The sequence below is a fragment of the Streptococcus sp. 11273D007BT genome (assembly GCF_053547195.1).
Genome location: NZ_JBPWPE010000001.1, coordinates 380,661 through 406,416, shown reverse-complemented (window position 1 = coordinate 406,416; position 25,756 = coordinate 380,661). Strand labels below are relative to the sequence as shown.

17 protein-coding genes, 7 tRNA genes and 3 rRNA genes are annotated in these 25,756 nt (G+C 40.0%); 3 read left to right on the top strand and 24 right to left on the bottom strand.

The window, feature by feature from the left end; translation table 11 throughout:
• Positions 1 to 147: 147 nt before the first annotated feature.
• On the bottom strand, positions 148 to 939 hold the full coding sequence (fabM, locus tag ACEE75_RS02220; protein WP_447574840.1) for a trans-2-decenoyl-ACP isomerase: 792 nt from the start codon (positions 937 to 939) through the stop codon (positions 148 to 150).
• A 234-nt stretch (positions 940 to 1,173) separates the two neighbouring features.
• Positions 1,174 to 2,523 (bottom strand): aspartate kinase, encoded by a 1,350-nt coding sequence (locus tag ACEE75_RS02215; protein ID WP_447574838.1) that lies wholly within the window; start codon positions 2,521 to 2,523, stop codon positions 1,174 to 1,176.
• A gap of 178 nt (positions 2,524 to 2,701) precedes the next feature.
• On the opposite strand from ACEE75_RS02215, the gene ACEE75_RS02210 reads away from it, so the two are divergent.
• Positions 2,702 to 3,361 carry an HAD family hydrolase gene (locus ACEE75_RS02210; RefSeq protein ID WP_447574836.1) on the top strand — a complete coding sequence of 220 codons (660 nt, stop codon included), beginning with the start codon at positions 2,702 to 2,704 and terminating at the stop codon, positions 3,359 to 3,361.
• Positions 3,362 to 3,718: 357 nt separating this feature from the next.
• Here ACEE75_RS02210 and ACEE75_RS02205 read toward each other — a convergent pair.
• The 16 genes from ACEE75_RS02205 to ACEE75_RS02130 form a co-directional block, all read right to left on the bottom strand.
• Positions 3,719 to 3,790, bottom strand: a tRNA-Gly gene (locus ACEE75_RS02205).
• Positions 3,791 to 3,797: 7 nt separating this feature from the next.
• Positions 3,798 to 3,870 (bottom strand) — tRNA-Thr (locus tag ACEE75_RS02200).
• 12 nt (positions 3,871 to 3,882) lie between these two features.
• Positions 3,883 to 3,964 (bottom strand) — tRNA-Leu (locus tag ACEE75_RS02195).
• A 3-nt stretch (positions 3,965 to 3,967) separates the two neighbouring features.
• Positions 3,968 to 4,040 (bottom strand) — tRNA-Lys (locus tag ACEE75_RS02190).
• A 21-nt stretch (positions 4,041 to 4,061) separates the two neighbouring features.
• Positions 4,062 to 4,134 (bottom strand) — tRNA-Asp (locus tag ACEE75_RS02185).
• A gap of 20 nt (positions 4,135 to 4,154) precedes the next feature.
• Positions 4,155 to 4,227, bottom strand: a tRNA-Val gene (locus tag ACEE75_RS02180).
• A gap of 4 nt (positions 4,228 to 4,231) precedes the next feature.
• Positions 4,232 to 4,347, bottom strand: a 5S ribosomal RNA gene (gene rrf / locus ACEE75_RS02175).
• A 204-nt stretch (positions 4,348 to 4,551) separates the two neighbouring features.
• Positions 4,552 to 7,452 (bottom strand): 23S ribosomal RNA (locus tag ACEE75_RS02170).
• Between the two features lie 147 nt (positions 7,453 to 7,599).
• A tRNA-Ala gene (locus ACEE75_RS02165) sits at positions 7,600 to 7,672 on the bottom strand.
• Between the two features lie 56 nt (positions 7,673 to 7,728).
• Positions 7,729 to 9,277, bottom strand: a 16S ribosomal RNA gene (locus tag ACEE75_RS02160).
• The 16S, 23S and 5S rRNA genes sit together here with 7 tRNA genes alongside, the layout of an rRNA operon.
• Positions 9,278 to 9,504: 227 nt before the next feature.
• Entirely contained in the window at positions 9,505 to 10,458 is a 954-nt protein-coding gene (locus ACEE75_RS02155) for an IS30 family transposase (RefSeq protein WP_172054378.1), read from the bottom strand.
• Positions 10,459 to 10,809: 351 nt separating this feature from the next.
• Positions 10,810 to 11,757 carry an ABC transporter ATP-binding protein gene (locus ACEE75_RS02150; protein WP_447574236.1) on the bottom strand — a complete coding sequence of 316 codons (948 nt, stop codon included), beginning with the start codon at positions 11,755 to 11,757 and terminating at the stop codon, positions 10,810 to 10,812.
• A gap of 1 nt (position 11,758) precedes the next feature.
• Complete coding sequence (locus tag ACEE75_RS02145) at positions 11,759 to 12,802, bottom strand: ABC transporter ATP-binding protein (protein WP_447574237.1); 1,044 nt, start codon at positions 12,800 to 12,802, stop codon at positions 11,759 to 11,761.
• 12 nt (positions 12,803 to 12,814) lie between these two features.
• Positions 12,815 to 13,846: an ABC transporter permease gene (locus tag ACEE75_RS02140; RefSeq protein WP_447574238.1), complete on the bottom strand. Its 1,032-nt coding sequence runs from the start codon at positions 13,844 to 13,846 to the stop codon at positions 12,815 to 12,817.
• Between the two features lie 9 nt (positions 13,847 to 13,855).
• Positions 13,856 to 14,770 carry an ABC transporter permease gene (locus ACEE75_RS02135; RefSeq protein ID WP_447574239.1) on the bottom strand — a complete coding sequence of 305 codons (915 nt, stop codon included), beginning with the start codon at positions 14,768 to 14,770 and terminating at the stop codon, positions 13,856 to 13,858.
• Between the two features lie 101 nt (positions 14,771 to 14,871).
• Positions 14,872 to 16,512, bottom strand: a complete 1,641-nt coding sequence (locus ACEE75_RS02130) for a peptide ABC transporter substrate-binding protein (RefSeq protein WP_354368971.1) — start codon at positions 16,510 to 16,512, stop codon at positions 14,872 to 14,874.
• 186 nt (positions 16,513 to 16,698) lie between these two features.
• On the opposite strand from ACEE75_RS02130, the gene pbp3 (ACEE75_RS02125) reads away from it, so the two are divergent.
• Both pbp3 (ACEE75_RS02125) and pbp3 (ACEE75_RS02120) read left to right on the top strand, forming a co-directional pair.
• Positions 16,699 to 17,937 (top strand): D-alanyl-D-alanine carboxypeptidase PBP3, encoded by a 1,239-nt coding sequence (pbp3, locus tag ACEE75_RS02125; RefSeq protein ID WP_447574240.1) that lies wholly within the window; start codon positions 16,699 to 16,701, stop codon positions 17,935 to 17,937.
• Entirely contained in the window at positions 17,924 to 19,150 is a 1,227-nt protein-coding gene (gene pbp3 / locus ACEE75_RS02120) for a D-alanyl-D-alanine carboxypeptidase PBP3 (RefSeq protein WP_447574241.1), read from the top strand. The genes pbp3 (ACEE75_RS02125) and pbp3 (ACEE75_RS02120) overlap by 14 nt, the downstream gene beginning before the upstream one ends.
• A 60-nt stretch (positions 19,151 to 19,210) precedes the next feature.
• Here the strand turns inward: pbp3 (ACEE75_RS02120) and sufB are convergent, their stop codons facing one another.
• The 6 genes from sufB to ACEE75_RS02090 form a co-directional block, all read right to left on the bottom strand.
• Entirely contained in the window at positions 19,211 to 20,626 is a 1,416-nt protein-coding gene (gene sufB / locus ACEE75_RS02115; protein ID WP_427895901.1) for a Fe-S cluster assembly protein SufB, read from the bottom strand.
• 101 nt (positions 20,627 to 20,727) lie between these two features.
• Positions 20,728 to 21,156: a Fe-S cluster assembly sulfur transfer protein SufU gene (gene sufU, locus ACEE75_RS02110; protein ID WP_447574242.1), complete on the bottom strand. Its 429-nt coding sequence runs from the start codon at positions 21,154 to 21,156 to the stop codon at positions 20,728 to 20,730.
• Entirely contained in the window at positions 21,143 to 22,375 is a 1,233-nt protein-coding gene (locus tag ACEE75_RS02105) for a cysteine desulfurase (protein ID WP_447574243.1), read from the bottom strand. Before ACEE75_RS02105 ends, sufU begins: the two co-directional genes overlap by 14 nt.
• A 3-nt stretch (positions 22,376 to 22,378) precedes the next feature.
• Positions 22,379 to 23,641, bottom strand: a complete 1,263-nt coding sequence (gene sufD / locus ACEE75_RS02100; RefSeq protein ID WP_427895897.1) for a Fe-S cluster assembly protein SufD — start codon at positions 23,639 to 23,641, stop codon at positions 22,379 to 22,381.
• A gap of 31 nt (positions 23,642 to 23,672) precedes the next feature.
• Positions 23,673 to 24,443, bottom strand: coding sequence for a Fe-S cluster assembly ATPase SufC (gene sufC, locus ACEE75_RS02095; RefSeq protein WP_354368983.1), 771 nt, complete (start codon positions 24,441 to 24,443; stop codon positions 23,673 to 23,675).
• 162 nt (positions 24,444 to 24,605) lie between these two features.
• Complete coding sequence (locus tag ACEE75_RS02090) at positions 24,606 to 25,754, bottom strand: glycosyltransferase family 4 protein (RefSeq protein WP_447574244.1); 1,149 nt, start codon at positions 25,752 to 25,754, stop codon at positions 24,606 to 24,608.
• Positions 25,755 to 25,756 lie beyond the last annotated feature (2 nt).

Here is a 25,756-nt window from a genome sequence, read left to right as displayed (position 1 = left end):
AAGAAATGCATTTTGGCAAGTAAAATACTGATATTTTCAAAAAAATAAAGGAGATTGACAGCCAAAAAGTAGCTCAAAAGCCCATAATATCAGCTCTTTTAGACTATAATTTAAATATAAAATTATTTTATCTTCAAACTATTAGACCTATTTCCCTTCAAATTTTGGACGGCGTTTTTCAGTATAGGATCTGACACCTTCTTTAAAATCATCTGTAAAAGCTAAAGATTTTTGAAGATCTAACTCAAGGTCTGTATAATATTCCCACTGTGAAAATTCACTCTCCCAGACCATCTGCTTGATAGCAGCATAAGAATTAAAAGATCCTCTCTGTAATCTCGTTACAAGACGTTCTACTGTTTTGTCTAATTTCTCAGAAGGACACATGCGATAAACAAAACCATACTCCACAGCCTTCTCAGCCGTAACTGGATCTGCTGTCATTGTTAATTGTGTTGCACGATTAACCCCTATCGAACGTGTCAATAAATAAATTCCCCCTGCATCTGGAGCCAAACCAACATTCACAAAGGCTTGAATAAAACGAGATTTCTCAGAAGCAATACAAAAATCCGCTGCTACAACCATGTTAAAGGCCGCTCCAGCTACTGCACCATCCACACTCATAATGACGGGCTTTGGCAGTTTTTTTAATCGAAATGAAATCACATTGACCAATTCTGCAATTTTTACTAAAGAATCAATATCATCCTCATCCACAGCTCTTTGCATTTCAGCTAAATCTCCACCAACTGAGAAGACTTTGCCAACAGCATCCACAATGAGTAGTTGAACTTGCTGATTAGCCTCGACCTCATCTAGCACTGCCAAAATTTCTTGACAAAATGGAATATTAAATCCATTTGAAACCAAAGGACGATTGAAGGTCAGTTTAGCAATACCGTCATTAACAGTATAAATTAAATTTTGAAAGTTCATCAATTTCTCCCAGTGGGTCATAAAAGGGTTACGACTATTGAGACCTATTATATCTTAAAAAATTTTTTAATCAAGGCTTATTTTAGTTTCATCTATCTAACTAATAGAATCAATCACTTGATAGCACTAGATTTTCTACTCAAAATTTTTAGAAGATTTTTTCACTCAATACCACATATTTATACCTCAAAACCAAAAGAAAAGAGTAAGTATCACGACTTACTCTTTTGCTTACTAATTGAAAAATGCTTCATAAAGTGCTTTAATAGCCGCTTTTTCCTGTTCTGTCTTAATAACAAACATAACAGACACTTCGCTTGACCCTTGAGAAATCATCTCAAGATTGATTCGCTTATCTGATAAAGCCTTAGTAGCAGTTGCTGTCACACCAATATGACTCTTCATATTTTCCCCAACAATCATAATAATAGACAGACCATGTTCTATTTCAAGCTCATCAACCCCCAGGTCTCTAGTCAATCTAGAAATAATCTCTTGTTCCTTAATCGGCGTTAACTCACGCTCTCTAAGAACGATTGACATATCATCAATTCCTGTTGGCATATGCTCCCATCTAATATTCAATTCTTCTAAAATTTGGAGTACTTTACGACCAAAACCAACTTCACGGTTCATCAAGTACTTAGAAATATTAATACTAACAAATTTATCATCACCAGCAATACCAACAACTGGAATCGTTTCTCCAGTATGCTCCAATACAATACGAGTTCCAGGATGGGTTGGATTATTCGTGTTTTTAATAACCAAAGGAATTTTTCCACGATAAGCAGGAATCAAGGCTTCATCATGCAAAACTGAAAAACCAGCATAAGCCAATTCTCGCATCTCACGATAGGTAAGTTCAGGAATTGAGTGTGGGTGGTGAACAACCCCAGGGTGAGCAGCAAAAATACCATCAACATCAGTAAAATTCTCATAAAGATCTGCTTTGACACCTGCAGCAACAATTGAGCCAGTGATGTCAGATCCACCTCTAGAAAATGTACAAATTTGATCATCAATTGTAACACCAAAGAAACCAGGAATGACTAAAATCTCATCACTATCAATTAATTCCTCTAGTTTATCATAGCTCGATGGTAAGATACGTGCATTTCCGGGCTCACTGGTAACAAATAGGCCAGCTTGTCTAGGATGAATATATTTAGCTGATAAACCATTTTTCTTAAAATATTCTGCAATCAATTTTGCATTATTATCTTCTCCTGCCGCTAAGAAAGCGTCATACAAAAAATCGTTATGTTCAATAGGCAAACTAGCCAATTCAATAATCGCAGTTGAAATTTTCTCTAAAATCTTAGTCCCTAAATCTAGTTCATCAATAATAGACTGGTAACGTTTAATAATCCATTCTTGATGTTCTGTGACATCTTTTTCGGATGTATAAGCTTTATAATACTTGATTAAGGCATCAGTCACTTTAGTGTCCTCAAGAGAACGCTTTCCGGGGGCAGAAACCACAATAAAACGACGATCAGAATCAGATTGAACAATATCTAATACCTTTTGCAATTGAGTCGCAGAGGCTAAAGAACTACCTCCAAATTTCACAACTTTCATAAGCACTCCTAAAATAAATAATATGTAAATTATAGCAAAATTCTGACAATATGTCAGCAAGTATTTTTCTATACCTCCGACACTTTCACTTTTCTTCAGTAAAGCCATAACACCACTCCTGTTTTATTTGAGCATGGCTTTTCTTTATAAAGATGATAATTTGTGTTAAAATAAAAATATGACTTATAAAGCAATTATTTTTGACATGGATGGTGTTTTATTTGATACTGAGAAATTTTACTACGACCGTAGGAAAGAATTTCTTGACCAAAAAGGAATTAGTATTATACATCTTCCACCAACCTTTTTTATCGGTGGTAACATGCAACAAGTTTGGCAACATATTTTACGCGATGATTACGACAAGTGGAATATCGATGCCCTTCAAAAAGAATACATTGATTACAAAAAGAAACATCCCCTTCCATACCGTTATCTTATTTTTAACGATGTTAGACAGACTTTACACTGGGCTCACACAGAAGGATACAAGATCGGATTGGCCTCTAGCTCAAGTAAATATGACATCTTAAAAGCCCTGTCTGAGACACACTTAACCGATTATTTTGATATTATTTTATCCGGTGAAGAATTCCCAGAAACTAAACCTAACCCTGAAATCTACAATACTGCCGCAAAACTATTAGGAGTGAAAAAAGAGGAGTGTCTAATTATTGAAGATAGTGAAAAAGGGATTTCAGCTGCAGTCAATGCTCAGATTGATGTTTATGCCATTAAAGATATCCATTTTGGCATCGATCAATCAAAAGCAAAGAAAACAATTAATAACCTTACCGAATTAGTAGGACAACTGACACTTAATCAATATTTTTACTAGCCCCTTATCACTCTTGTTATATAAACATTATGGACGATAATAGGAAGAGAAGGCACTAACCATCTAGAGGCGACCAACAGCCTTCTCTTTAGTATATTTAAAACAAGTCTCCTCCCTTAAATAATAACCGCAATATCCCACTGATAAATATTCGGCTACATAAAACTGTTATGATTTCATTTAACTCTAAAGTATAGAAAAAATCCAATGTTAACCATTTTATAGATTTAAACACAAAAGAGAAGACCATCAGGTCTTCTCTTTACTTTTATAGTCCGTACGGAATTCGAACCCATGTTACCGCCGTGAAAAGGCGGTGTCTTAACCCCTTGACTAACTAACCATATACAAGATATAAGCGAACGACGGGATTCGAACCCGCGACCCCCACCTTGGCAAGGTGGTGTTCTACCACTGAACTACGTTCGCATATAAATGCCGGCTACATGACTTGAACACGCGACCCTCTGATTACAAATCAGATGCTCTACCAACTGAGCTAAGCCGGCTAACTTCTCTAATGCGGGTTAAGGGACTTGAACCCCCACGCCGTTAAGCGCCAGATCCTAAATCTGGTGCGTCTGCCAATTCCGCCAAACCCGCATATGACCCGTACTGGGCTCGAACCAGTGACCCATTGATTAAAAGTCAATTGCTCTACCAACTGAGCTAACGAGTCATACCTTCAACTTTCATTGAACGGTCCCGACGGGAATCGAACCCGCGATCTTCGCCGTGACAGGGCGACGTGATAACCGCTACACTACGGGACCTATTGTATTTCTACAACTGATGGGAGTTAACGGGATCGAACCGCTGACCCTCTGCTTGTAAGGCAGATGCTCTCCCAGCTGAGCTAAACTCCCCTTTGCTAAGCGACTTCCTTATCTCACAGGGGGCAACCCCCAACTACATCAGGCGTACTAGGGCTTAACTGCTGTGTTCGGCATGGGAACAGGTGTATCTCCTAGGCTATCGTCACTTAACTATCGAATGGTTTGACCACTCAAAATTGAATATCTATACTCTATCAAGAAAACCGCACGCTGTCAATACTGACTTCGTTGAATTTTATCAATTGTATTCGAACTAAAAAGCTAGTGATTTAGACAAATCGCCTTGAAGTCTCAACGACTTCCGCGTTGATTTTCTAAAATCATACGCTTTTCTTTACGTTCTCATTACTTAGTTTGGATAAGTCCTCGAGCTATTAGTATTAGTCCGCTACACATGTCACCATGCTTCCACTTCTAACCTATCTACCTGATCATCTCTCAGGGCTCTTACTGATATAAAATCATGGGAAATCTCATCTTGAGGTGGGCTTCACACTTAGATGCTTTCAGCGTTTATCCCTTCCCTACATAGCTACCCAGCGATGCCTTTGGCAAGACAACTGGTACACCAGCGGTAAGTCCACTCTGGTCCTCTCGTACTAGGAGCAGATCCTCTCAAATTTCCTACGCCCGCGACGGATAGGGACCGAACTGTCTCACGACGTTCTGAACCCAGCTCGCGTGCCGCTTTAATGGGCGAACAGCCCAACCCTTGGGACCGACTACAGCCCCAGGATGCGACGAGCCGACATCGAGGTGCCAAACCTCCCCGTCGATGTGAACTCTTGGGGGAGATAAGCCTGTTATCCCCAGGGTAGCTTTTATCCGTTGAGCGATGGCCCTTCCATACGGAACCACCGGATCACTAAGCCCGACTTTCGTCCCTGCTCGAGTTGTAGCTCTCGCAGTCAAGCTCCCTTATACCTTTACACTCTACGACTGATTTCCAACCAGTCTGAGGGAACCTTTGGGCGCCTCCGTTACCTTTTAGGAGGCGACCGCCCCAGTCAAACTGCCCGTCAGACACTGTCTCCATTGACGATTAGCCAATCGGGTTAGAGTAGCCATAACACAAGGGTAGTATCCCAACAACGCCTCTGTTGAAACTGGCGTCCCAACTTCATAGGCTCCTACCTATCCTGTACATGTGGTACAGATACTCAATATCAAACTGCAGTAAAGCTCCATGGGGTCTTTCCGTCCTGTCGCGGGTAACCTGCATCTTCACAGGTACTAAAATTTCACCGAGTCTCTCGTTGAGACAGTGCCCAAATCATTACGCCTTTCGTGCGGGTCGGAACTTACCCGACAAGGAATTTCGCTACCTTAGGACCGTTATAGTTACGGCCGCCGTTTACTGGGGCTTCAATTCATACCTTCGCTTGCGCTAAGCACTCCTCTTAACCTTCCAGCACCGGGCAGGCGTCACCCCCTATACATCATCTTACGATTTAGCAGAGAGCTGTGTTTTTGATAAACAGTTGCTTGGGCCTATTCACTGCGGCTGACCTTAAGTCAGCACCCCTTCTCCCGAAGTTACGGGGTCATTTTGCCGAGTTCCTTAACGAGAGTTCTCTCGCTCACCTGAGGCTACTCGCCTCGACTACCTGTGTCGGTTTGCGGTACGGGTAGAGTATGATACAACGCTAGAAGCTTTTCTCGGCAGTGTGACGTCACTAACTTCGCTACTAAACTTCGCTCCCCATCACAGCTCAATGTTATAGGTATAAGCATTTGACTCATACCACACCTCACTGCTTAGACGTGCACTTCCAATCGCACGCTTTAGTTAGCCTACTGCGTCCCTCCATCACTTCATACTCTAGTACAGGAATATCAACCTGTTGGCCATCGGATACACCGTTCGGTCTCTCCTTAGGTCCCGACTAACCCAGGGCGGACGAGCCTTCCCCTGGAAACCTTAGTCTTACGGTGGATGGGATTCTCACCCATCTTTCGCTACTCATACCGGCATTCTCACTTCTATGCGTTCCAGCGCTCCTCACGGTACACCTTCATCACCCATAGAACGCTCTCCTACCATACCTATAAAGGTATCCACAGCTTCGGTAATATGTTTTAGCCCCGGTACATTTTCGGCGCAGGGTCACTCGACTAGTGAGCTATTACGCACTCTTTGAATGAATAGCTGCTTCTAAGCTAACATCCTAGTTGTCTGTGCAACCCCACATCCTTTTCCACTTAACATATATTTTGGGACCTTAGCTGGTGGTCTGGGCTGTTTCCCTTTCGACTACGGATCTTAGCACTCGCAGTCTGACTGCCGACCATAAATCAATGGCATTCGGAGTTTATCTGAGATTGGTAATCCGGGATGGACCCCTCACCCAAACAGTGCTCTACCTCCATGATTCTTAATGTCGACGCTAGCCCTAAAGCTATTTCGGAGAGAACCAGCTATCTCCAAGTTCGTTTGGAATTTCTCCGCTACCCACAAGTCATCCAAGCACTTTTCAACGTGCCCTGGTTCGGTCCTCCAGTGCGTCTTACCGCACCTTCAACCTGCTCATGGGTAGGTCACATGGTTTCGGGTCTACGTCCACGTACTCATTCGCCCTATTCAGACTCGGTTTCCCTACGGCTCCGTCTCTTCAACTTAACCTCGCACGTAAACGTAACTCGCCGGTTCATTCTACAAAAGGCACGCTCTCACCCATTAACGGGCTCGAACTTGTTGTAGGCACACGGTTTCAGGTTCTATTTCACTCCCCTCCCGGGGTGCTTTTCACCTTTCCCTCACGGTACTGGTTCACTATCGGTCACTAGGGAGTATTTAGGGTTGGGAGATGGTCCTCCCAGATTCCGACGAGATTCCACGTGTCTCGCCGTACTCAGGATACTGCTAGGTATAAAGACTATTTCAAATACGAGGCTATTACTCTCTTTGGCCTACCTTCCCAGGTAGTTCTTCTATACTCTTTAAGTCCATATTGCAGTCCTACAACCCCAGAGAGTAAACTCTCTGGTTTGCCCTCCTGCCGTTTCGCTCGCCGCTACTCAGGCAATCGCTTTTGCTTTCTCTTCCTGCAGCTACTTAGATGTTTCAGTTCACTGCGTCTTCCCTCCTCTACCCTTAACAGGTAGGGATACTAGCCATTAGCTAGTGGGTTCCCCCATTCGGACATCTCTGGATCAAAGCTTACTTACAGCTCCCCAAAGCATTTCGTCGTTAGTCACGTCCTTCATCGGCTCCTAGTGCCAAGGCATCCACCGTGCGCCCTTATTAACTTAACCTTATTAACCTAGTTTTTTAAAACTAGAAAACTCATTAAATATTCACAGCGTTTTCGGTTTATTTTCTTGTTACTATTTCATATATTTCTATATGGAATTTGATAGATATTCAATTTTCAATGATCAAACTTGAATCCGTAGATTCAATGGAGCCTAGCGGGATCGAACCGCTGACCTCCTGCGTGCAAAGCAGGCGCTCTCCCAGCTGAGCTAAGGCCCCACAAGACCTCTCAAAACTAAACAAGACGACAAACGGCATTCCGTTATTTTCCTTAGAAAGGAGGTGATCCAGCCGCACCTTCCGATACGGCTACCTTGTTACGACTTCACCCCAATCATCTATCCCACCTTAGGCGGCTGGCTCCTAAAAGGTTACCTCACCGACTTCGGGTGTTACAAACTCTCGTGGTGTGACGGGCGGTGTGTACAAGGCCCGGGAACGTATTCACCGCGGCGTGCTGATCCGCGATTACTAGCGATTCCGACTTCATGTAGGCGAGTTGCAGCCTACAATCCGAACTGAGACTGGCTTTAAGAGATTAGCTTGTCGTCACCGACTTGCGACTCGTTGTACCAGCCATTGTAGCACGTGTGTAGCCCAGGTCATAAGGGGCATGATGATTTGACGTCATCCCCACCTTCCTCCGGTTTATTACCGGCAGTCTCGCTAGAGTGCCCAACTGAATGATGGCAACTAACAATAGGGGTTGCGCTCGTTGCGGGACTTAACCCAACATCTCACGACACGAGCTGACGACAACCATGCACCACCTGTCACCGATGTACCGAAGTAAAACTCTATCTCTAGAGCGGGCATCGGGATGTCAAGACCTGGTAAGGTTCTTCGCGTTGCTTCGAATTAAACCACATGCTCCACCGCTTGTGCGGGCCCCCGTCAATTCCTTTGAGTTTCAACCTTGCGGTCGTACTCCCCAGGCGGAGTGCTTAATGCGTTAGCTGCGGCACTAAGCCCCGGAAAGGGCCTAACACCTAGCACTCATCGTTTACGGCGTGGACTACCAGGGTATCTAATCCTGTTCGCTACCCACGCTTTCGAGCCTCAGCGTCAGTTACAGACCAGAGAGCCGCTTTCGCCACCGGTGTTCCTCCATATATCTACGCATTTCACCGCTACACATGGAATTCCACTCTCCCCTTCTGCACTCAAGTTTGACAGTTTCCAAAGCGTACTATGGTTGAGCCACAGCCTTTAACTTCAGACTTATCAAACCGCCTGCGCTCGCTTTACGCCCAATAAATCCGGACAACGCTCGGGACCTACGTATTACCGCGGCTGCTGGCACGTAGTTAGCCGTCCCTTTCTGGTAAGATACCGTCACTGTGTGAACTTTCCACTCTCACACACGTTCTTCTCTTACAACAGAGCTTTACGATCCGAAAACCTTCTTCACTCACGCGGCGTTGCTCGGTCAGGGTTGCCCCCATTGCCGAAGATTCCCTACTGCTGCCTCCCGTAGGAGTCTGGGCCGTGTCTCAGTCCCAGTGTGGCCGATCACCCTCTCAGGTCGGCTATGTATCGTCGCCTTGGTGAGCCGTTACCTCACCAACTAGCTAATACAACGCAGGTCCATCTCATAGTGAAGCAATTGCCCCTTTTAAGTCTCTAACATGTGTCAAAGACTCTTATGCGGTATTAGCTATCGTTTCCAATAGTTATCCCCCGCTATGAGGTAGGTTACCTACGCGTTACTCACCCGTTCGCAACTCATCCATCCGGTGCAAGCACCAGACTTCAGCGTTCTACTTGCATGTATTAGGCACGCCGCCAGCGTTCGTCCTGAGCCAGGATCAAACTCTCATTAAAAAAGTTCGAGCTTCGCTCTTCTTGTCATCGCTGACTTATTGTTATTGACAGGTTACTTTCGTAACCCTGCACGTTTGGTTCGTCTTGTTCAGTTTTCAAAGGTCTTTGCCGCTCTCTCGCGACAACTATATTAGTATAGCATGACACTTGATGGATTGTCAACACTTTTTTTGTAAAAAGTGAAATTTCTTTTAAAAAACTATCTAAACCCAAATTTCAAGTTGAAGTTAGCCACCCAAAAGAAATTCACTTGGCGACTTGTAGTCCAAGCATTTTTTAGGGTAGTTATTAATCCAATTTTCGATAAAAGCGACTTCTTTCGGAGTCGTTTTCTTGGTTCCTTTAGGTAACCATCTCCGAATCAATCGATTATGGTTTTCATTTGAACCTCTTTCCCATGAAGAGTAGGGATGTGCATAGTAGATATGTTCCTCAGGAAACACTTCAACCAATCGACTAAATTCCGAACCATTATCTGCAGTTATTGATAAAATATGATACTCAGCTATTAGTAACCTAAGTGCCTGATTGACAGATTCAGCAGTTTTATTTGGAATTAATCTTATGATTTGGTGTCTACTTCGTCGGTCGGTTAAGACTAAAAGACACTGATTTTTCGCTCTGGTTAGTAGAACTGTATCAATTTCATAATGACCGTTTTCCAATCGAAGATTGATGACCTCCGGTCGCTCTTCAATTGATTTACCAGCTGGCTTAAAGTTCGGACTGGCTTGCTTCTTGACAGCTTTCCATTTTCTAGGATAAAGCATATCCGCTTTTGTCAAACCTAAATGACCATTATGAAACCAATAGTAGATAGTTGAAATACCAACTTTCACTTGCTTCTTCTTAACCATCATTTCAGGCGAAAATTTTTGCTTATGATAGTGTAAAATCTTCTCTTTCATTTCTTTCGTTAGGATTATCTTTTTAACCGACCGTTTTCGATTGGATTGGTAAACAGTTTGTGCATAATCAGCAGAATAAACTTTCTTGTAGACCCCTTTTCGCACTTGTTGTAAGGTTGTCCCACGCTTGATTTCATTATGAATTGTTTGAGGAGCCTTTCCAAGCAAGCCTGCAATTTCACGATTGGACTTATTTTCAAGTTTCCACCGCTCAATCAAGCGACGGTTATCTATTGTCAAATGTTTCCCTTTTGGTGTATAATACTTTTGCATCTCTGTGCCTTTCCTTGTGTTTGTGGTGAACAACAAGTATAGCACAGAGGTGTTTTCTTATACCTTACATCAGATTTCATTTGACAACAGGAACCCTTGAAGCTGTTTTTTCAGCTAAACCAAGGCTATGATTAGCCTTGGGCACCTAGCCTAACAGCTTCAAGCCTGTTATCAAATGAAATCATCAACTTACTCAAACATAGTGAAACATCTAATTCTTGACTAAGGTAAGGTGGCTAACTTCATTATAGAACTTTCGAAAAACTATCTAAAATTAAAAGAAAAAATAGAGGACAAAGTCTGTCCTCTATTTTTAAATGGTTATCTTACTGTTTTTGACTATCATAGCTTTTAAGAAATACCTTGGCTTGCTAATTCTTTTTTATATTGTTCTGCTTCTTCAACTGTTGAAAGCACAAAATGACCTGGTTGAATTTCATGCATTTCTCTTTCTTGACCATCCAATTCTGCGGTAGGGTCATAAATCTGATGAACTCTTGTACGCTCAATTTCTGGGTCTGGTTCAGGAATCGCAGATAAAAGACTCTTAGTATAAGGATGAATCGGATGGTTATAAACGTCATCTGATGTCCCTACTTCAAGAAGTTTCCCCCAGTGCATAACCCCTATACGATCCGAAATATATTTGACCATTGATAAATCATGGGCAATAAACAAATAGGTTAATCCTTGTTCTCTTTGTAATTCCTGCATTAAATTGACAACTTGAGCTTGAATAGAGACGTCCAAAGCTGAAATCGGTTCATCTGCAATAATAAATTTAGGTTCCACTGCTAGCGCACGTGCAATTCCTATCCTTTGCCTTTGTCCTCCAGAAAATTCATGTGGGTAGCGAGTGAGATGATCTTTGTTAAGACCAACTAAATCTAGCAGCTCCTCCACTCGCTTCTCACACTCTGCTTTAGAAGCTGCGAGTTTGTGAATATCTAGCCCTTCTGCCACAATATCTCGTATCTTCATTCGACCATTTAAACTAGCTTGAGGGTCTTGAAAAATCATCTGGGCATCTTTTCGAAATTCTTTAAGTTCTTTCCCTTTTAAATTAGAGATTGTTTTTCCTGAAAAATCGATTTCACCGCCATCGATATCATATAATTTTAAAATAGCACGCCCAACAGTCGTTTTCCCTGAACCTGATTCCCCCACAAGTCCAAAAACTTCTCCCTCATAAATATCAAAACTAACATTATTAATCGCTTTAACTTCGTTAGATTTTCCTTTATTGAAAGTGAGGGATACATTTTTAAGTTCTACTAACTTTTTTCGACTTTCTGTCATCTTAAGCTTCTCCCTTCATCTTTTTCCATTTTTCCCAACGTTTTAATATCGGAGTAGGCGGTGTCACTTTTGGCGCTCTCTCATCTAATAACCAAGTAGCGGCATAATGAGTCTCTGATACTTTAAAAAAGGGTGGTTCTTCCTCATGGTCAATATCCAAGGCAAAGGCATTTCGAGCTGCAAAAGCATCACCTTTTGGCGGATTTAATAAATCTGGTGGCGTTCCTGGAATAGACTGTAAGCTACCTGATACTGTGTCGGTTGTAGGCATTGAATTGAGTAAGCCCCAAGTATATGGATGCTGAGGATTATAAAAAACTTCATCAACTGTCCCATACTCAATAACTTTCCCCGCATACATGACGGCTACACGATCTGCCATTCCAGCCACCACTCCTAAATCATGAGTGATAAAAATAATGGAAGAGTCTGTTTCTTTCTGGATCTGCTTCATCAAATTAAGGATTTGAGCTTGAATTGTAACATCTAAAGCGGTTGTCGGTTCATCTGCAATCAAAATCTCTGGATTAGTTGCTAGAGCAATTGCAATAACCGCCCGTTGACGCATTCCTCCAGACCATTGATGTGGATAATCATTAATATGCTCTTCAGCATTTGGAATTCCCACATTTTTCATAATCTGTAATGCTCGTTCTAAGGCAACTTTCTTATCAACTTTTTCATGCTTAATAATTGGTTCTGCAATTTGCATCCCAATTTTCATTGTAGGATCTAAACTGGTCATTGGATCTTGGAAAATCATTGCAATTTCATTTCCTCGAATCTCCACCCAGTCTTCTTCTTTTAGGGCATTAAGATTCCGTCCTTTAAACTGTATATCTCCTGTAATTTCAGCATTTTTAGCAGAGAGACCCATTAAAGTACGAGTTGTCACAGATTTCCCTGAGCCTGACTCTCCTACAATTGCAAGGGTTTCTCCTTTATTAAGATGGAAGTTGACATCACGAATGGCTCGAACTTCACCTGCATAGGTATGAAAACTAACATGAAGATTATTGACTTCTAAAATTTTTTCTTGACTCATTCCACTCCCCCCTTAGTCTTGACTTGATTTAGGATCAAAGGCATCACGTAAACCATCTCCTAAAAGAATGAAGGCTAAAGAAATCAACACCAATGCCACTGATGGTAAAATAATTTGATATGGATAATATTGTAAATTTTCAATAGAATCAGAAATTAAGGTTCCAAGTGAGGCAACAGGTGGTTTTACACCAAGGTTAATAGCAGATAGCACCGCCTCGTACATGATTGCAGATGGCACTGTCATCATAACTTGTACAATGATAATTCCTGAAATATTAGGTAGGATATGTTTAAAAGCAATCACAGGACCAGACTCACCTAGTGAGCGGGCTGCTAATACAAACTCTCGCTCCCTATAAGACAAGGTCATATTGCGGACTTGACGTGCCATAGACGTCCATCCTGTCAGTCCAATAGACAAGACGATAGAGAAAATTCCATTTCCGAGTAATAGACCTAGCATGGTAACAATAATCAAATTAGGAACAGACGAAATGATTTCGATAATCCTTTGCATTACTAGGTCGGTTTTTCCACCAATATAACCAGAAATTAAGCCATAAATCACACCTATAGACAAGTCGATAAGAGTTGCTGCAATCGCAACTAAAAGCGAAATACGCACCCCTACGATAATACGTTTCCCTAAGCTACGTCCTAAACTATCTGTCCCGAACAAAAAACGTTCTCCATCTGGTACAGATTGATCTGCATAAACATCTGACACATAGTCCGATCCAGGTGTTTGTAATTTACCATCCCAGCCTGGAAGATTGAAGGCGCTTTTAGGTGGTAAATTACCATAGGTTGCTACCTTATCGGGATCAAAAGCATTAGCAGATTTTTGTGGCACAAAAATGGTTGAAGCTAGTGAAAACAAGATAAGCCCCACTAGAAACCACATTGAAATGACTGCTAATTTATTTTTTTTCAAACGTCGCCAAGCATCTTGTAGAAAAGAAAGCGTCGGCTTTTCAATTTTTTCTTGTGTACTTGTATTGCCAACTCCAACAAGTACAAATTTTTCTTTTTTATCTGCCATCATTTCCTCCTACTTCAGACGAACACGTGGATCAACAATACTAGTCACAATATCTGTTAAAAGAATCATTACCATTAACATCAATGAGTAAACAATTGTTGTTCCCATAATAACTGGATAATCTTTGGTTGGGATAGAACTCACAAACTGTTGTCCAATACCTGGAATTGAAAACATGGTCTCAATCAAGACAGATCCTGTCAAAAGATTGGCTGCTAAAGGACCCACCAGTGTCAAAACTGGAATCATTGAGTTTCTATAAGCATGTCGTCTCACAACTTGTCTTTCTGTTAAACCTTTTGCACGCGCCAATTGGATATAATCTGAATTGAGTGTCTCAATCATTTCACTACGTACAAATCGGGTCACTGTAGCAAAGGTTGGAATTCCTAAAGCGACACTCGGTAAAACTGTTTGTGAAAACGTCCCCCATCCAGATACCGGAAATAGTTGCAAACGATAACCTAAGATATTTAATAAAAAAACAGCTGTTACAAAAGAAGGAATAGAATATCCTAAAGTTGAAATCACACTCAATACGGCATCAATTTTATCATTTTTATGTCTTGCTGAAATCGCACCAACGACTATTCCTGTTACAAGACCAAATAACAGAGCTTGAAGACCTAGTTGAGCAGAAACACCTAAGCGTTGTGAGATTAACATACTAACCGGTTGGTTGGCATATTGATAACTTGTTCCAAAATCACCTTGCAAGATATCTGTTAAATATTTTAGGTATTGTTGCCAAACAGGCTTATCTAAGCCATATTGTTCACTTAATTGTGCAAGCATTTCTGGTGTCAATTTTGGGTTATTAAAGGGTGTTCCAGGCATCACTTGCATCATAAAAAATGAAACAGTAATGATCACCCACAACGTTATGGATAATATCCCCAAACGTTTCAATATATATTTAATCATATCAATTCCTTTTCTTGATTTTTATTAGGCTTATTTAAGCAAAAACAAGAACTGGCGAAAGCCAATTCTTGCCATTGAAAATCTAATTCATGTGATTAGATTTATTCTTTGTATGCATAAATGTAATCAACATTCAAACCAGTTGTGTTGCGAATAACGCCTTTAAGTTTTGGATTTTGGAGCGATTTACCACCACGGAAATAAAGTGGGTTAATATTTGCTTCATCAAATAACGCTTTTTCCGCCGCTTTATAGTTTTCCGCTGCTTTCACTGTATCTAGAGCATTTGTTGTAATCGCTTCTTTATAAGCTTTATCGTAGGCTGCATTGCTAAATTTACCATCATTATTGGCTGAGTCTGATGTAAACAAACCATAGAAAGTTGATCCTTCTGGATAATCTCCACCCCACAATGAGACAACAATATCAAAGTTCTGTGAACGAGAATCTTGAATGCGTTGCTTAAATGGTACAAATTTTGTCTCAATGGTTAAACCAGGAAGGGCTTTTTGCCATGCTCCTTGAATATATTCAAGAGTTGATTTAGCTGCTGGGGAGTCTGCATCACCTGTAATCGTTAAGGTAACAGAACTTTCGCCGATTTCTTTCAAGCCTTCTTCAAACAACTGTTTAGCTTTTGCTTCATCATAAGTATAACCTGGCGCAACCATTTCTGAAAGATCCTTACCATCTACTTTAGCTAAATCATAAGGTGCCAACCCTGTTGCAGGACGAGAACCAGTTGGTACAACTGTATTGACCAAACCTTCACGGTTTGTAGCTAAGTTCAAGGCTTGACGAATTTTCTTATTAGCTAAAGCTTTATTAGTTCCAGTTTGGTTATATTGCATATAAGCTGTAACTGCTTCTGGGACTGGTACCAAGTTTTTATCTTTTTGGTTTGCCTTGTAAGTCGCTGGAGTATTTGAAATATTAGCTGCATCCAGTTGACCTTGTTTATACATTTGAACAGCTGTTTCTGGTTTTTTAACGACTTGGTAGTTAATCGTCTCTGTTTTAACTTTATCTGCGTTCCAATAGTTTTTATTTTTAACCAGTTTGAAGGAGTTGTTTGTTCCATTCCAACCTTCAAAAACATATGGACCTGAATAAATTTGATTTTCAGAAGTTGTTCCATATTTATCGCCAGCTTTTTCCACAAATGATTTTTTCTGTGGAAGGAAACTTGTAAATGAAAGGAAATACTTCATTTGAGGTGATGGCGCAGACAAGGTAAAGATGACTTTATTCCCCTCAGCCTTAACACCAAGCTCATCTAAATTCTTAACAGTTCCTTCATTAATTTCTTTAGCATTTTTGACATTAGACTCTACTGCAAGATAGGCATACTCTGAAGCTGTCTTAGGATCTAAGATACGTTGCCAAGAATAAACAAAGTCTTCTGCTGTCAAATCAGAACCATCTGACCACTTAAGGCCATCACGAAGAGTAGCTGTATAAGTTAGACCATCTTCTGAAATATCTAGCTTCTCTGCCAAATCAGGCACTAATTCTCCTTTTTCGTCAACGCGTAGAAGGTTACCACCTGTATTTCCCAAAATAAGACCTGAATAAGTGTCAGTGTATTTTGAGGTATCTAGTGTTGTAATCTCTGTCGGCATTGAGACATTGATTGCTTTGTCGTCAGATGTTGATTTTCCACCGCAAGCCACTAAGACTGTAGTAGAAACAAGTGCGATAGCACCGAAAGCTAGACGCTTCCATGTTTTTGTTGAAACCATTGTACTTCCCCCAATAAACTTTTTCTTATAGAAAATTATACCATATTTTTCAGAATGTAAACGGTATTATTCTGAAAATTTTTAGTATTTTTAAAGATTTAACTTTGAAATGGTCAAAAAAGCTGAAATGAGAACATGATCTATTTTATGATATAATGGATAAGATTGAAAAAAAGGAAATAAATGATGAAAAAAATAGTACTCTTCTTAACCGTTTTGTTGTCTTCATTTTTAGCAGTATCGACATCTGCTGACTCATTTGATGTCTCTGCTAAACACGCTATCGCCATTGAGACAACAACTGGAAAAATTCTCTATGAAAAAAAGGCTGAACAAACAGCTCCTATCGCTTCTATTACAAAACTCTTAACCATCTATTTGGTCTATCAAGAAATTGATCAAGGAAATCTAACTTGGGAAACCAAGGTTCCCATCTCAGACTATGCTTATAATCTCACCACTAATTCAGAAGCTAGTAATGTTCCCCTAGAAGCTAGAGAATACACTGTTAAACAACTGGTTACTGCTAGTTTAGTTGCCAGCGCTAATAGTGCTGCGATTGCTTTGGCTGAACAAATCGCTGGGTCCGAACCACAATTTGTGGATAAAATGCGCGCCCAACTAGAAGAATGGGGAATTACAGATTATCAAATCGTTAACGCTTCTGGACTGAACAACGAAGTTTTAGGGGATAATATTTACCCAGGTACAGCCAAGGATGCTGAAAATCGCTTGTCAGCAAAAAGTCTGGCTATTATTGCTCAACATCTCATTACAGAATACCCTGATGTCTTATCTATAACATCAAAACCTACTGCTCAATTTGCTGGAATGACCTTAACATCAACCAACTACATGTTAAAAGATCAACCTTACTACCGAGAAGGAGTGGATGGTCTAAAAACTGGAACAACTGATGCTGCTGGTCAATCTTTCGTTGCCAGTTCGACAGAAAACAATATGTCTATCATCACGGTTGTTCTCAACGCCGATAACTCTGATAGCAACGATTTTGCGCGTTTTGTGGCGACTAATGAATTACTAAACTACGTTAATTTAAACTATGAAATGACCACCGTCCTAGGAAAAGGTAAGTCCTTTAAAACCAGTCAAGCTACTGTTGTTGATGGTAAGCAAAAAACCATTACCGCCGTTGCCAAAGAGGACTTAAAAGCTGTCCAACTCAAACACAGTGAGTCTAAAAATAATCTCAACTTTTCTAGTAGTAGCGAAGGATACCTTGCTCCCATTCAACAAGGACAAGTTGTTGGAAAAGCAATTTTTAAAGATGATGACATTGTAGGCTCTGGCTATATCGGAGAGGCCCCTAGTGTTGAGATGGTTGCTCAAGAAAATTTAAAACGTAGTATCTTTTTCAAAGTTTGGTGGAATCATTTTGTTAAATATGTTAATGAAAAACTTTAAAAAATATAGCCTCATTTTTATCCTATACTTTTGTAGCATCTGTTTTCCTATCATCACTAAAGCATCTGAGCTACCAACCATTAAAGCTGAACAAGCATTAGCGGTTGAGATGTCAACGGGAAAAATTCTTTATCAAAAAAATGCTGATAAAAAAGTACCTATAGCCAGTATCACAAAACTCCTTACCATCTATTTGGTTTATCAAGATATTGAGCGTCACAAACTGAGCTGGTCTACTAAGGTAAGCATCTCAGACTATGCTTATCAACTTTTAGACAATAAAGAACTCAGCAATGTTCCTATGTCTAAACGTGAGTACACAGTTAAAGAACTTGTTGAAGCCGCTCTTGTTTCTAGTTCAAATACCGCAGCCATTGCCTTGGCCGAGCATATTTCAGGTTCTGAAAGTCAATTTGTTAATCGCATGCGAGACCAATTGGATAGTTGGGGGATTACCAATCATCTGATTGTGAATGCTTCTGGATTAAATAATAAATATCTTGGTAAAAATATCTATCCTGGCAGCAAAACTTCCGATGAAAATCTTCTTTCTGCCAAAGATTTAGCCACTATAGCTAGGCATCTCTTAACTGACTTCCCTGAAATTCTCACTATTACAAGCCAAGCTAAGATTTCCTTTGACGGACAAACCGTAACGTCCTCTAATCAAATGCTACCAAGCATGGCTAAAGCTTATAGTGGCATTGATGGCTTAAAAACGGGAACAACTGAACAATCTGGTCCTTCCTTTATAGCTACCGCTACCATCAATCAGATGCGTGTTTTTACCATCATCTTACATGCTACAGATAACGACGATGACTACAATCGCTTCACTGAAACAGCTCATCTTTTAGACTATATCAAACAGCATTTTGAACTCAGCACTATCCTAAAAAAAGGCCAAGCAAAACAAAGTACCGTCACTATTTTGGATGGCAAGACTAATAAAGTTACCCTAGTAGCACAAAGTAATCTTACTATTGTCAAAGAAAAAGATAAAACGCTAGAAAAACTGACCTTTACTCCCCTAAAATCAGTCATTACCGCACCTATTGAAAAAAATCAAACCTTAGGAAAAGTGACTTATGGAGATGATCAAAAAGATTATCTTGAAGAACAACTGGTCAGTGTTAATATGAACAGTCCAATAGTCATCGAAGAATCTGATTTTGGTAAGATTTTTCCATTAGACCTCCAGTCCTCTTTATAAATCAAAAAAGTCAAACATTTATTTGTTTGACTTTTTGTTTTGCCTAAAAGGCTCTATTATTTATCCGACAGATCCTTCCATTTCATAGCTGATCAAACGGTTAAGCTCAACAGCATATTCCATCGGAAGTTCCTTAGTAAATGGTTCAACAAATCCCATAACAATCATCTCTGTCGCTTCTTGCTCTGACAAGCCTCGACTCATGAGATAATAAAGTTGTTCCTCTGAAATTTTTGAAACTTTCGCTTCGTGCTCAAGGGCAACTTGAGAGTTATGAATTTCATTAAATGGGATAGTATCAGATTTTGATAAGTCATCCATAATAATCGTATCACACTCAATATGACTGACCGATTTTGCTGAATTTTTAGCAAAAGTGACCTGTCCACGATAATTGACTTCACCTCCACCTTTTGCAATCGATTTTGACACAATAGATGATGATGTACGTGGCGCATTATGGATCATCTTAGCACCTGTATCTTGATTTTGCCCTGCATTAGCAAATGCAATCGAAAGCATGGTTCCACGAGCTCCCTCACCATCCAAATAAACAGATGGGTATTTCATAGTAGTCTTAGCTCCAAGGTTACCATCGATCCACTCGACCGTCGCATCTTTTGTCGCACGTGCACGTTTGGTTACTAAGTTGTAAACATTATCAGACCAGTTTTGAATAGTCGTATAGCGCATATAAGCACCATCTAATGCAAAAATTTCTACAATAGCAGCATGGAGACTGTTACTAGAGTAAGTTGGAGCTGTACATCCTTCAACATAATGAACACTTGCACCTTCATCAACAATAATCAAAGTCCGTTCAAATTGTCCAGTATTTTCATTGTTAATACGGAAATACGTTTGAAGTGGAATATCCACCTTAACGCCTTTTGGAACATAAATAAACGTCCCACCAGACCATACAGCTGAGTTTAGAGCAGCTAACTTATTATCAGTTGGCGGCACCAATTTTGCAAAATACTGCTTAAACAAATCTGGATATTCTTTCAAAGCAGAGTCTGTATCTGTAAAGATAATGCCTAACTTTTCAAACTCTTCTTTCATGTTGTGGTAAACAACTTCAGATTCATACTGAGCAGAAGCTCCTGCTAGATAAGCACGTTCTGCTTCTGGAATCCCAATGCGCTCAAAAGTCTCCTTAATTTTTTCTGGAACATCTTCCCATGAACGCGCTGGTCTGTCAGATGCTTTTTGATAATAAATAATATCATCAAAATTAATATCAGAAAGATCTGGTCCCCATTCTTGCATGGGCATTTTATTAAAGGTTTCAAGAGATTTCAAACGGAAATCTAACATCCACTCAGGTTCATTTTTAGCAGCTGATAACTCACGGACAACTGCTTCTGTCAATCCCTTACCTGTTGAGATAAGAGGAGTGACATCGTCATGAAAGCCAAATTTATATTCACCAAGATCAATCGGCTTTGGCTCTACCTTTTCATTTTCAGACATAACAATCCTTTCTTATCATCCGACAAAATCTTTAAACAGAAAACAAAAGAGTTTTGTCAGTTGCGTTTTTTATGATTAAAATCTATAAGATTTTTTATCGGTTAATTTTCTTCAAGTGCTTTTCGCAAGGCATTCCAAGCTAGTGTCGAGCATTTGATTCGTTGAGGAAACTTAGAAACTCCCGCTAATAAGGAAGCTTCTCCCAAAGATTTTTGTCTGCTGTCCACCTTTCCTTGAACCATCTTAGAAAAAATATCCGCTAACTCTAAAGCTTCAGCTCTGCTTTTTCCTAAAACAGCATCCGTCATCATACTAGAAGAGGCTGTTGAAATCGTACACCCATCTCCTGCAAAAGCAATATCTGCAATACGATCATCCTCTAGTTTAACAGATAAACTAATCACATCTCCACAGGTCGGGTTGTTCAGATTAATCTGCTCAACTCCTTCTAAAAAACCATGATGATGGGGGTGTTTAGAATGATCAGCCACTACTGCCATATAAAGAGAGTCTAATTTAGAAAGTGCCATGGAAAAACTCCTTTGTCTTTTCTATTGCTTCAACCAACTTGTCACAATCTTCTTTGGTATTATAAATATAAAAACTAGCTCTGGCAGCCGATGAAATTCCTAGATGATGAATCAAAGGTTGGGCACAATGGTGTCCTGCTCGTACTGCAACACCCTCGTAATCAAGAGCTGTTGCGACATCATGAGGATGTAGCCCATCTAGATTAAATGCTATCACACCACTGTGCTCTTTGGTTTCTTGTGGTCCATAAACTGTTAGCCCTTCAATCGCTTGAAGTTTTGGTAAGACATAATCCACTAACTCTTGTTCATAAGCATGAATAGCATCCATACCGATGCCTGTTAAATAATCCACCGCAGCTCCTAAAGCAATTGCCCCAGCAATGTTAGGAGTTCCAGCTTCAAATTTCCAAGGCAACTCTTTCCATGTTGCTTCTTGTTCATAAACAAAGTCAATCATCTCTCCACCAAATTCAACAGGTGACATGGTATTCAATAGCTCTTGCTTACCATAGAGAACTCCAATTCCCGTTGGACCCATCATCTTATGGCCAGAAAAAGCAAAGAAATCACAGTCTAAATCCTGAACATCAATCTTCATATGAGGAATAGACTGAGCCCCATCCACAATCATGTAGGCTCCTACTTGATGAGCTAACTCAGCAATCTCTTTAACAGGATTCGTACAACCAAGAACATTTGAAACATGAGCAATGCTAACAAATTTTGTTTTAGAGCTTAACTTTGATCGTAAATCATCCAAATCTAATTGGCCATCTTTTAGATAGACATAGGTCAGCTTCGCACCTGTTTTGCGGCAGACTTCTTGCCAAGGAATGATATTAGAATGATGCTCCATAATAGAAATCATCACCTCATCTCCTTTTGATAGTTGTTCTGTTGCAAATTGTGCAACCCAGTTTAGACCAGTTGTCGTCCCTCTGGTAAAAAGGATTTCCTTTGAAGTTTTGGCATTGATGAAAGCACGTATTTTTTCACGCGCAGCTTCATAGTCTGCAGTCGCCCGCTCTGCCAAGGTATGAACTCCACGGTGAACATTAGCATTATTAGTTTCATAGTAATGGGTCAATATCTCCAAAACTTGTTTGGGTTTTTGTGTTGTGGCGGCATTATCAAGGTAAACTAAAGGCTCATCATGAACCGATTGGTCTAAAATTGGAAAATCCTCTCGGATATGGTAACTATCAAATTGGCTCATCTTTTATCTCTTATCTAATTTTTTATCCAAGACAGCAATCATTTCATCACGAACTTCTTTGACAGGAATCTCTGTAATGACTGCTCCTAGGAAACCGCGGATAACCAAGCGTTCTGCAGTAACTTGATCAATACCACGACTCATCAGGTAATACATATCTTCAGGATCAACCTGACCAATAGAAGCAGCATGGCCTGCTGTCACTTCATTTTCATCAATTAAAAGAATCGGATTGGCATCACTTCGTGCCTTATCTGATAACATCAAGACACGGCTTTCTTGTTGTGCATCTGCTCCTTTTGCTCCTTTAATGATATGACCAATTCCATTAAATGTCAATGTCCCACGTTCTAAGATAACCCCATGTTGCAAAATATGCCCTACAGAATTGTGTCCATAGTTGGTCACACGGGTATCAATCCCTTGAACTTGACGACCGCTTGATGCAGCAACCACTTTAAGATTAGCGTGACTGCCGTTTCCAATAAGATCACTATCAAAATCTGCGACGACATTTCCTTCATTCATCACACCAAGTGCCCAGTCAATGCTAGCATCATTGCCTAGACGTCCTCTACGACTAATAAAAGTTGTAACATTTTCACCTAAGCGGTCAATAGCAGAAAACTTCACTTGACTACCCGCTTCAGCAATAACTTCTACTGAAATATTTGCTGAAACTGGTACATCACCTAAACCAATCGTTTCAAAACGTTCTAAGTAATTCACTTTAGAGTGTTTTCCTGCAATCAGTAAAATGTGCTTATTAAAAGGAACAGAAGATGTGCTATCTTGTAGAAAAATTCCCTCTATAGGAAGGTCAATCTCAACATTATCTGGCACATAAAGCACAGCTGCACTATTAAAGTAAGCCGTATGATAAGCCGCAAGCTTATGTTCATCAAAGGCAACCGCAGATCCAAAGTGTTTTTCAATAATCTCTGGAATTTCATCTAGTGCAGAATAAAAATCTGTAAAGACTACCCCTTTTGCTATTAAGTCTGGTGATAATTGCTCCATAACAGTCTGTGTTCCCACTTGAACCAGTTTAGGATTTTCTCCTAAAGCAGTAAAATCTGGAACTGTACCGACTACATCTGTCTCTGTTAATGTCCCATCACCTAAATTCCAGCGTTGAAACTTGACACGTTCAATTACTGGAAGTGCCAACTCCTCAAGTTTATCAAAAGCTGCTAAACGGCGCTCTTGAAGCCAAATAGGTTCGGCTTTACTTTGTGAGAAGTTTAAAATATTATCTCTTGTCATGTTTACTCCTTATAGAATAAAGGCTGGATTCTTAAACTTCCTCTGTATATTCCAGACCAAGTTCTTCAGCAATTTTAGCATAACCTTCTTTTTCAAGACGCGCTGCCAATTCGGCACCACCTGAGAGAACCACACGTCCATCCATCATAACGTGAACGACATCTGGAGTAATATAATTCAACAAACGTTGGTAGTGTGTAATAATCATGGCACCAAAACCTTCACCACGCATCGCATTAACACCTTTTGAAACGACTTTAAGGGCATCAATATCTAAACCAGAGTCAATCTCATCAAGAAGGGCAAACTTAGGTTCAAGCATCAATAATTGCAAAATCTCATTTCGTTTTTTCTCACCACCTGAGAAACCTTCGTTGAGATAGCGCTCTGCCATTTCTTCTTTCATACCAAGCAATTCCATTTTTTCATCCAACTTGGTGATAAAATCCATGACTGAAATCTTCTCGTCATCTTCTTTACCAGCATTCATGGCCGCACGAATAAACTCTGCATTAGTAATACCTGGAATCTCAGAAGGATATTGCATGGCAAGAAACAAGCCTAGACGTGCACGTTCGTCAACTTCTAATTCTAGAATATTTTCACCATCAAAAAGAATCTCACCCTGAGTGACCTCAAAATTGGGATTTCCCATGATTGCTGCAGATAGCGTGGATTTCCCTGTTCCATTAGGCCCCATGATCGCTGCTACTTCTCCAGTTTTAAGTGTTAAATTCACACCTTTTAAGATTTCTTTATCTTCAATAGAAACATGAAGATCTTTTATTTCAAGTACAGACATTGTACGCTCCTTTCTTGTTTAACAAGAATCATTATAACAAAAAATCACTACTTTCTCTATCAATCGGCTTATGAAAAAGTTGATTTCCCTTATATCGTCACAAAACCTCCTCTATCTTTCAACATCAAAAAAAGCTCCAAATTGGAGCTTTTAATAACATTATCATTTTCTTTGCTTGCGTTTTTCAAGCACCTCTTGACGATAAGAGCTATTGCCGATAAATTTCAACAGATTCAAAACGGGTGTTCTTCCTTCACCTAAAATCTCTAAGTTTTCTACAAAAAGTTCCACAATAATTCCCATTCCAAGAAGAAGTAAAATTCCTCCAATACGACTTGAAACATTGAGCAAAAGAGACGTCAAAGAAAATAACATAGCAATGCCATAGACTACCAAAACAGCACCTCGGTGAGTAAAGCCCATAGCAAGCAATCTATGATGGAGATGCATGCGGTCAGCTTCTGAAATTTTCTTTCCAGAAAGCTTACGTCTTAAAATAGCTACTGCGGTGTCAACAATAGGAACTCCCAAAACTAAAACTGGTGATAGAACGGCTACAGCCGTTGCATTTTTTAACCCTTGTAAAGATAAAACACCAATCATAAATCCAATAAAGAGAGCACCAGTATCCCCTAAATAAATGATAGCTGGATTGTAATTATAAGGAAAAAAGCCTGCAATAGACATAATCAAGACGAAAATGGTGAGCGTCAAATAAATGTCTGACTTAAAAAGAAAGAAATTAGAAATTAATCCCATTGTCGTCAAAGAAATAATCGCTACTCCTGAAACCAAGCCATCTAAACCATCTAAAAAATTAACAGCATTTGTAATACCTACAATCCAAATCACCGTCACAATAAAAGTGAGTATGGGACTAAACTGAATTAATGGACCACCAAACGGAATTTTAAAACTATCGAACCGAAACTCCGTGAAGTACCAAACTAAAACAGCGGCTAATACAATTCCTATCATCTTTAGTTTTGGCTTTAATTCATAAATATCATCTATAAATCCAGTAATCACAATGATTACTCCTCCCAATACAACAGGTAAAATATAGTGAAAGTAAGACTGCTCCCAGTTTTTCAAAACAAGTGGCATTAAAATAAGAGTCGCAATCAAGAAAGAAAAAAATATTGCTAACCCCCCAGCACTAGGCATGGGAACCTTATTGATACGTCTAGCATTGGGATTGTCAACTGCTCCCACTCTAAAGGATAAAAATCGAACTATAGGCGTCAGAATAAGAGACATCATAAATGCAGCGATTAAAACTAAAATATAATCAAGTGTAAAAGCCGTCATAA

What these genes read in the sequence shown, in the direction of transcription:
- ACEE75_RS02155 (WP_172054378.1), bottom strand. Translation starts at nt 10,458, where the DNA reads ATGCAAAAGTATTATACACCAAAAGGGAAACATTTGACAATAGATAAC.
- ACEE75_RS02135 (WP_447574239.1), bottom strand. Translation starts at nt 14,770, where the DNA reads ATGATTAAATATATATTGAAACGTTTGGGGATATTATCCATAACGTTG.
- sufC (WP_354368983.1), bottom strand. Translation starts at nt 24,443, where the DNA reads ATGTCTGTACTTGAAATAAAAGATCTTCATGTTTCTATTGAAGATAAA.
- sufD (WP_427895897.1), bottom strand. Translation starts at nt 23,641, where the DNA reads ATGACAAGAGATAATATTTTAAACTTCTCACAAAGTAAAGCCGAACCT.
- ACEE75_RS02210 (WP_447574836.1), top strand. Translation starts at nt 2,702, where the DNA reads ATGACTTATAAAGCAATTATTTTTGACATGGATGGTGTTTTATTTGAT.
- fabM (WP_447574840.1), bottom strand. Translation starts at nt 939, where the DNA reads ATGAACTTTCAAAATTTAATTTATACTGTTAATGACGGTATTGCTAAA.
- ACEE75_RS02105 (WP_447574243.1), bottom strand. Translation starts at nt 22,375, where the DNA reads ATGAGCCAATTTGATAGTTACCATATCCGAGAGGATTTTCCAATTTTA.
- ACEE75_RS02090 (WP_447574244.1), bottom strand. Translation starts at nt 25,754, where the DNA reads ATGACGGCTTTTACACTTGATTATATTTTAGTTTTAATCGCTGCATTT.
- ACEE75_RS02130 (WP_354368971.1), bottom strand. Translation starts at nt 16,512, where the DNA reads ATGGTTTCAACAAAAACATGGAAGCGTCTAGCTTTCGGTGCTATCGCA.
- sufU (WP_447574242.1), bottom strand. Translation starts at nt 21,156, where the DNA reads ATGGCACTTTCTAAATTAGACTCTCTTTATATGGCAGTAGTGGCTGAT.
- ACEE75_RS02150 (WP_447574236.1), bottom strand. Translation starts at nt 11,757, where the DNA reads ATGACAGAAAGTCGAAAAAAGTTAGTAGAACTTAAAAATGTATCCCTC.
- sufB (WP_427895901.1), bottom strand. Translation starts at nt 20,626, where the DNA reads ATGTCTGAAAATGAAAAGGTAGAGCCAAAGCCGATTGATCTTGGTGAA.
- ACEE75_RS02140 (WP_447574238.1), bottom strand. Translation starts at nt 13,846, where the DNA reads ATGGCAGATAAAAAAGAAAAATTTGTACTTGTTGGAGTTGGCAATACA.
- pbp3 (WP_447574240.1), top strand. Translation starts at nt 16,699, where the DNA reads ATGAAAAAAATAGTACTCTTCTTAACCGTTTTGTTGTCTTCATTTTTA.
- ACEE75_RS02145 (WP_447574237.1), bottom strand. Translation starts at nt 12,802, where the DNA reads ATGAGTCAAGAAAAAATTTTAGAAGTCAATAATCTTCATGTTAGTTTT.
- ACEE75_RS02215 (WP_447574838.1), bottom strand. Translation starts at nt 2,523, where the DNA reads ATGAAAGTTGTGAAATTTGGAGGTAGTTCTTTAGCCTCTGCGACTCAA.
- pbp3 (WP_447574241.1), top strand. Translation starts at nt 17,924, where the DNA reads ATGAAAAACTTTAAAAAATATAGCCTCATTTTTATCCTATACTTTTGT.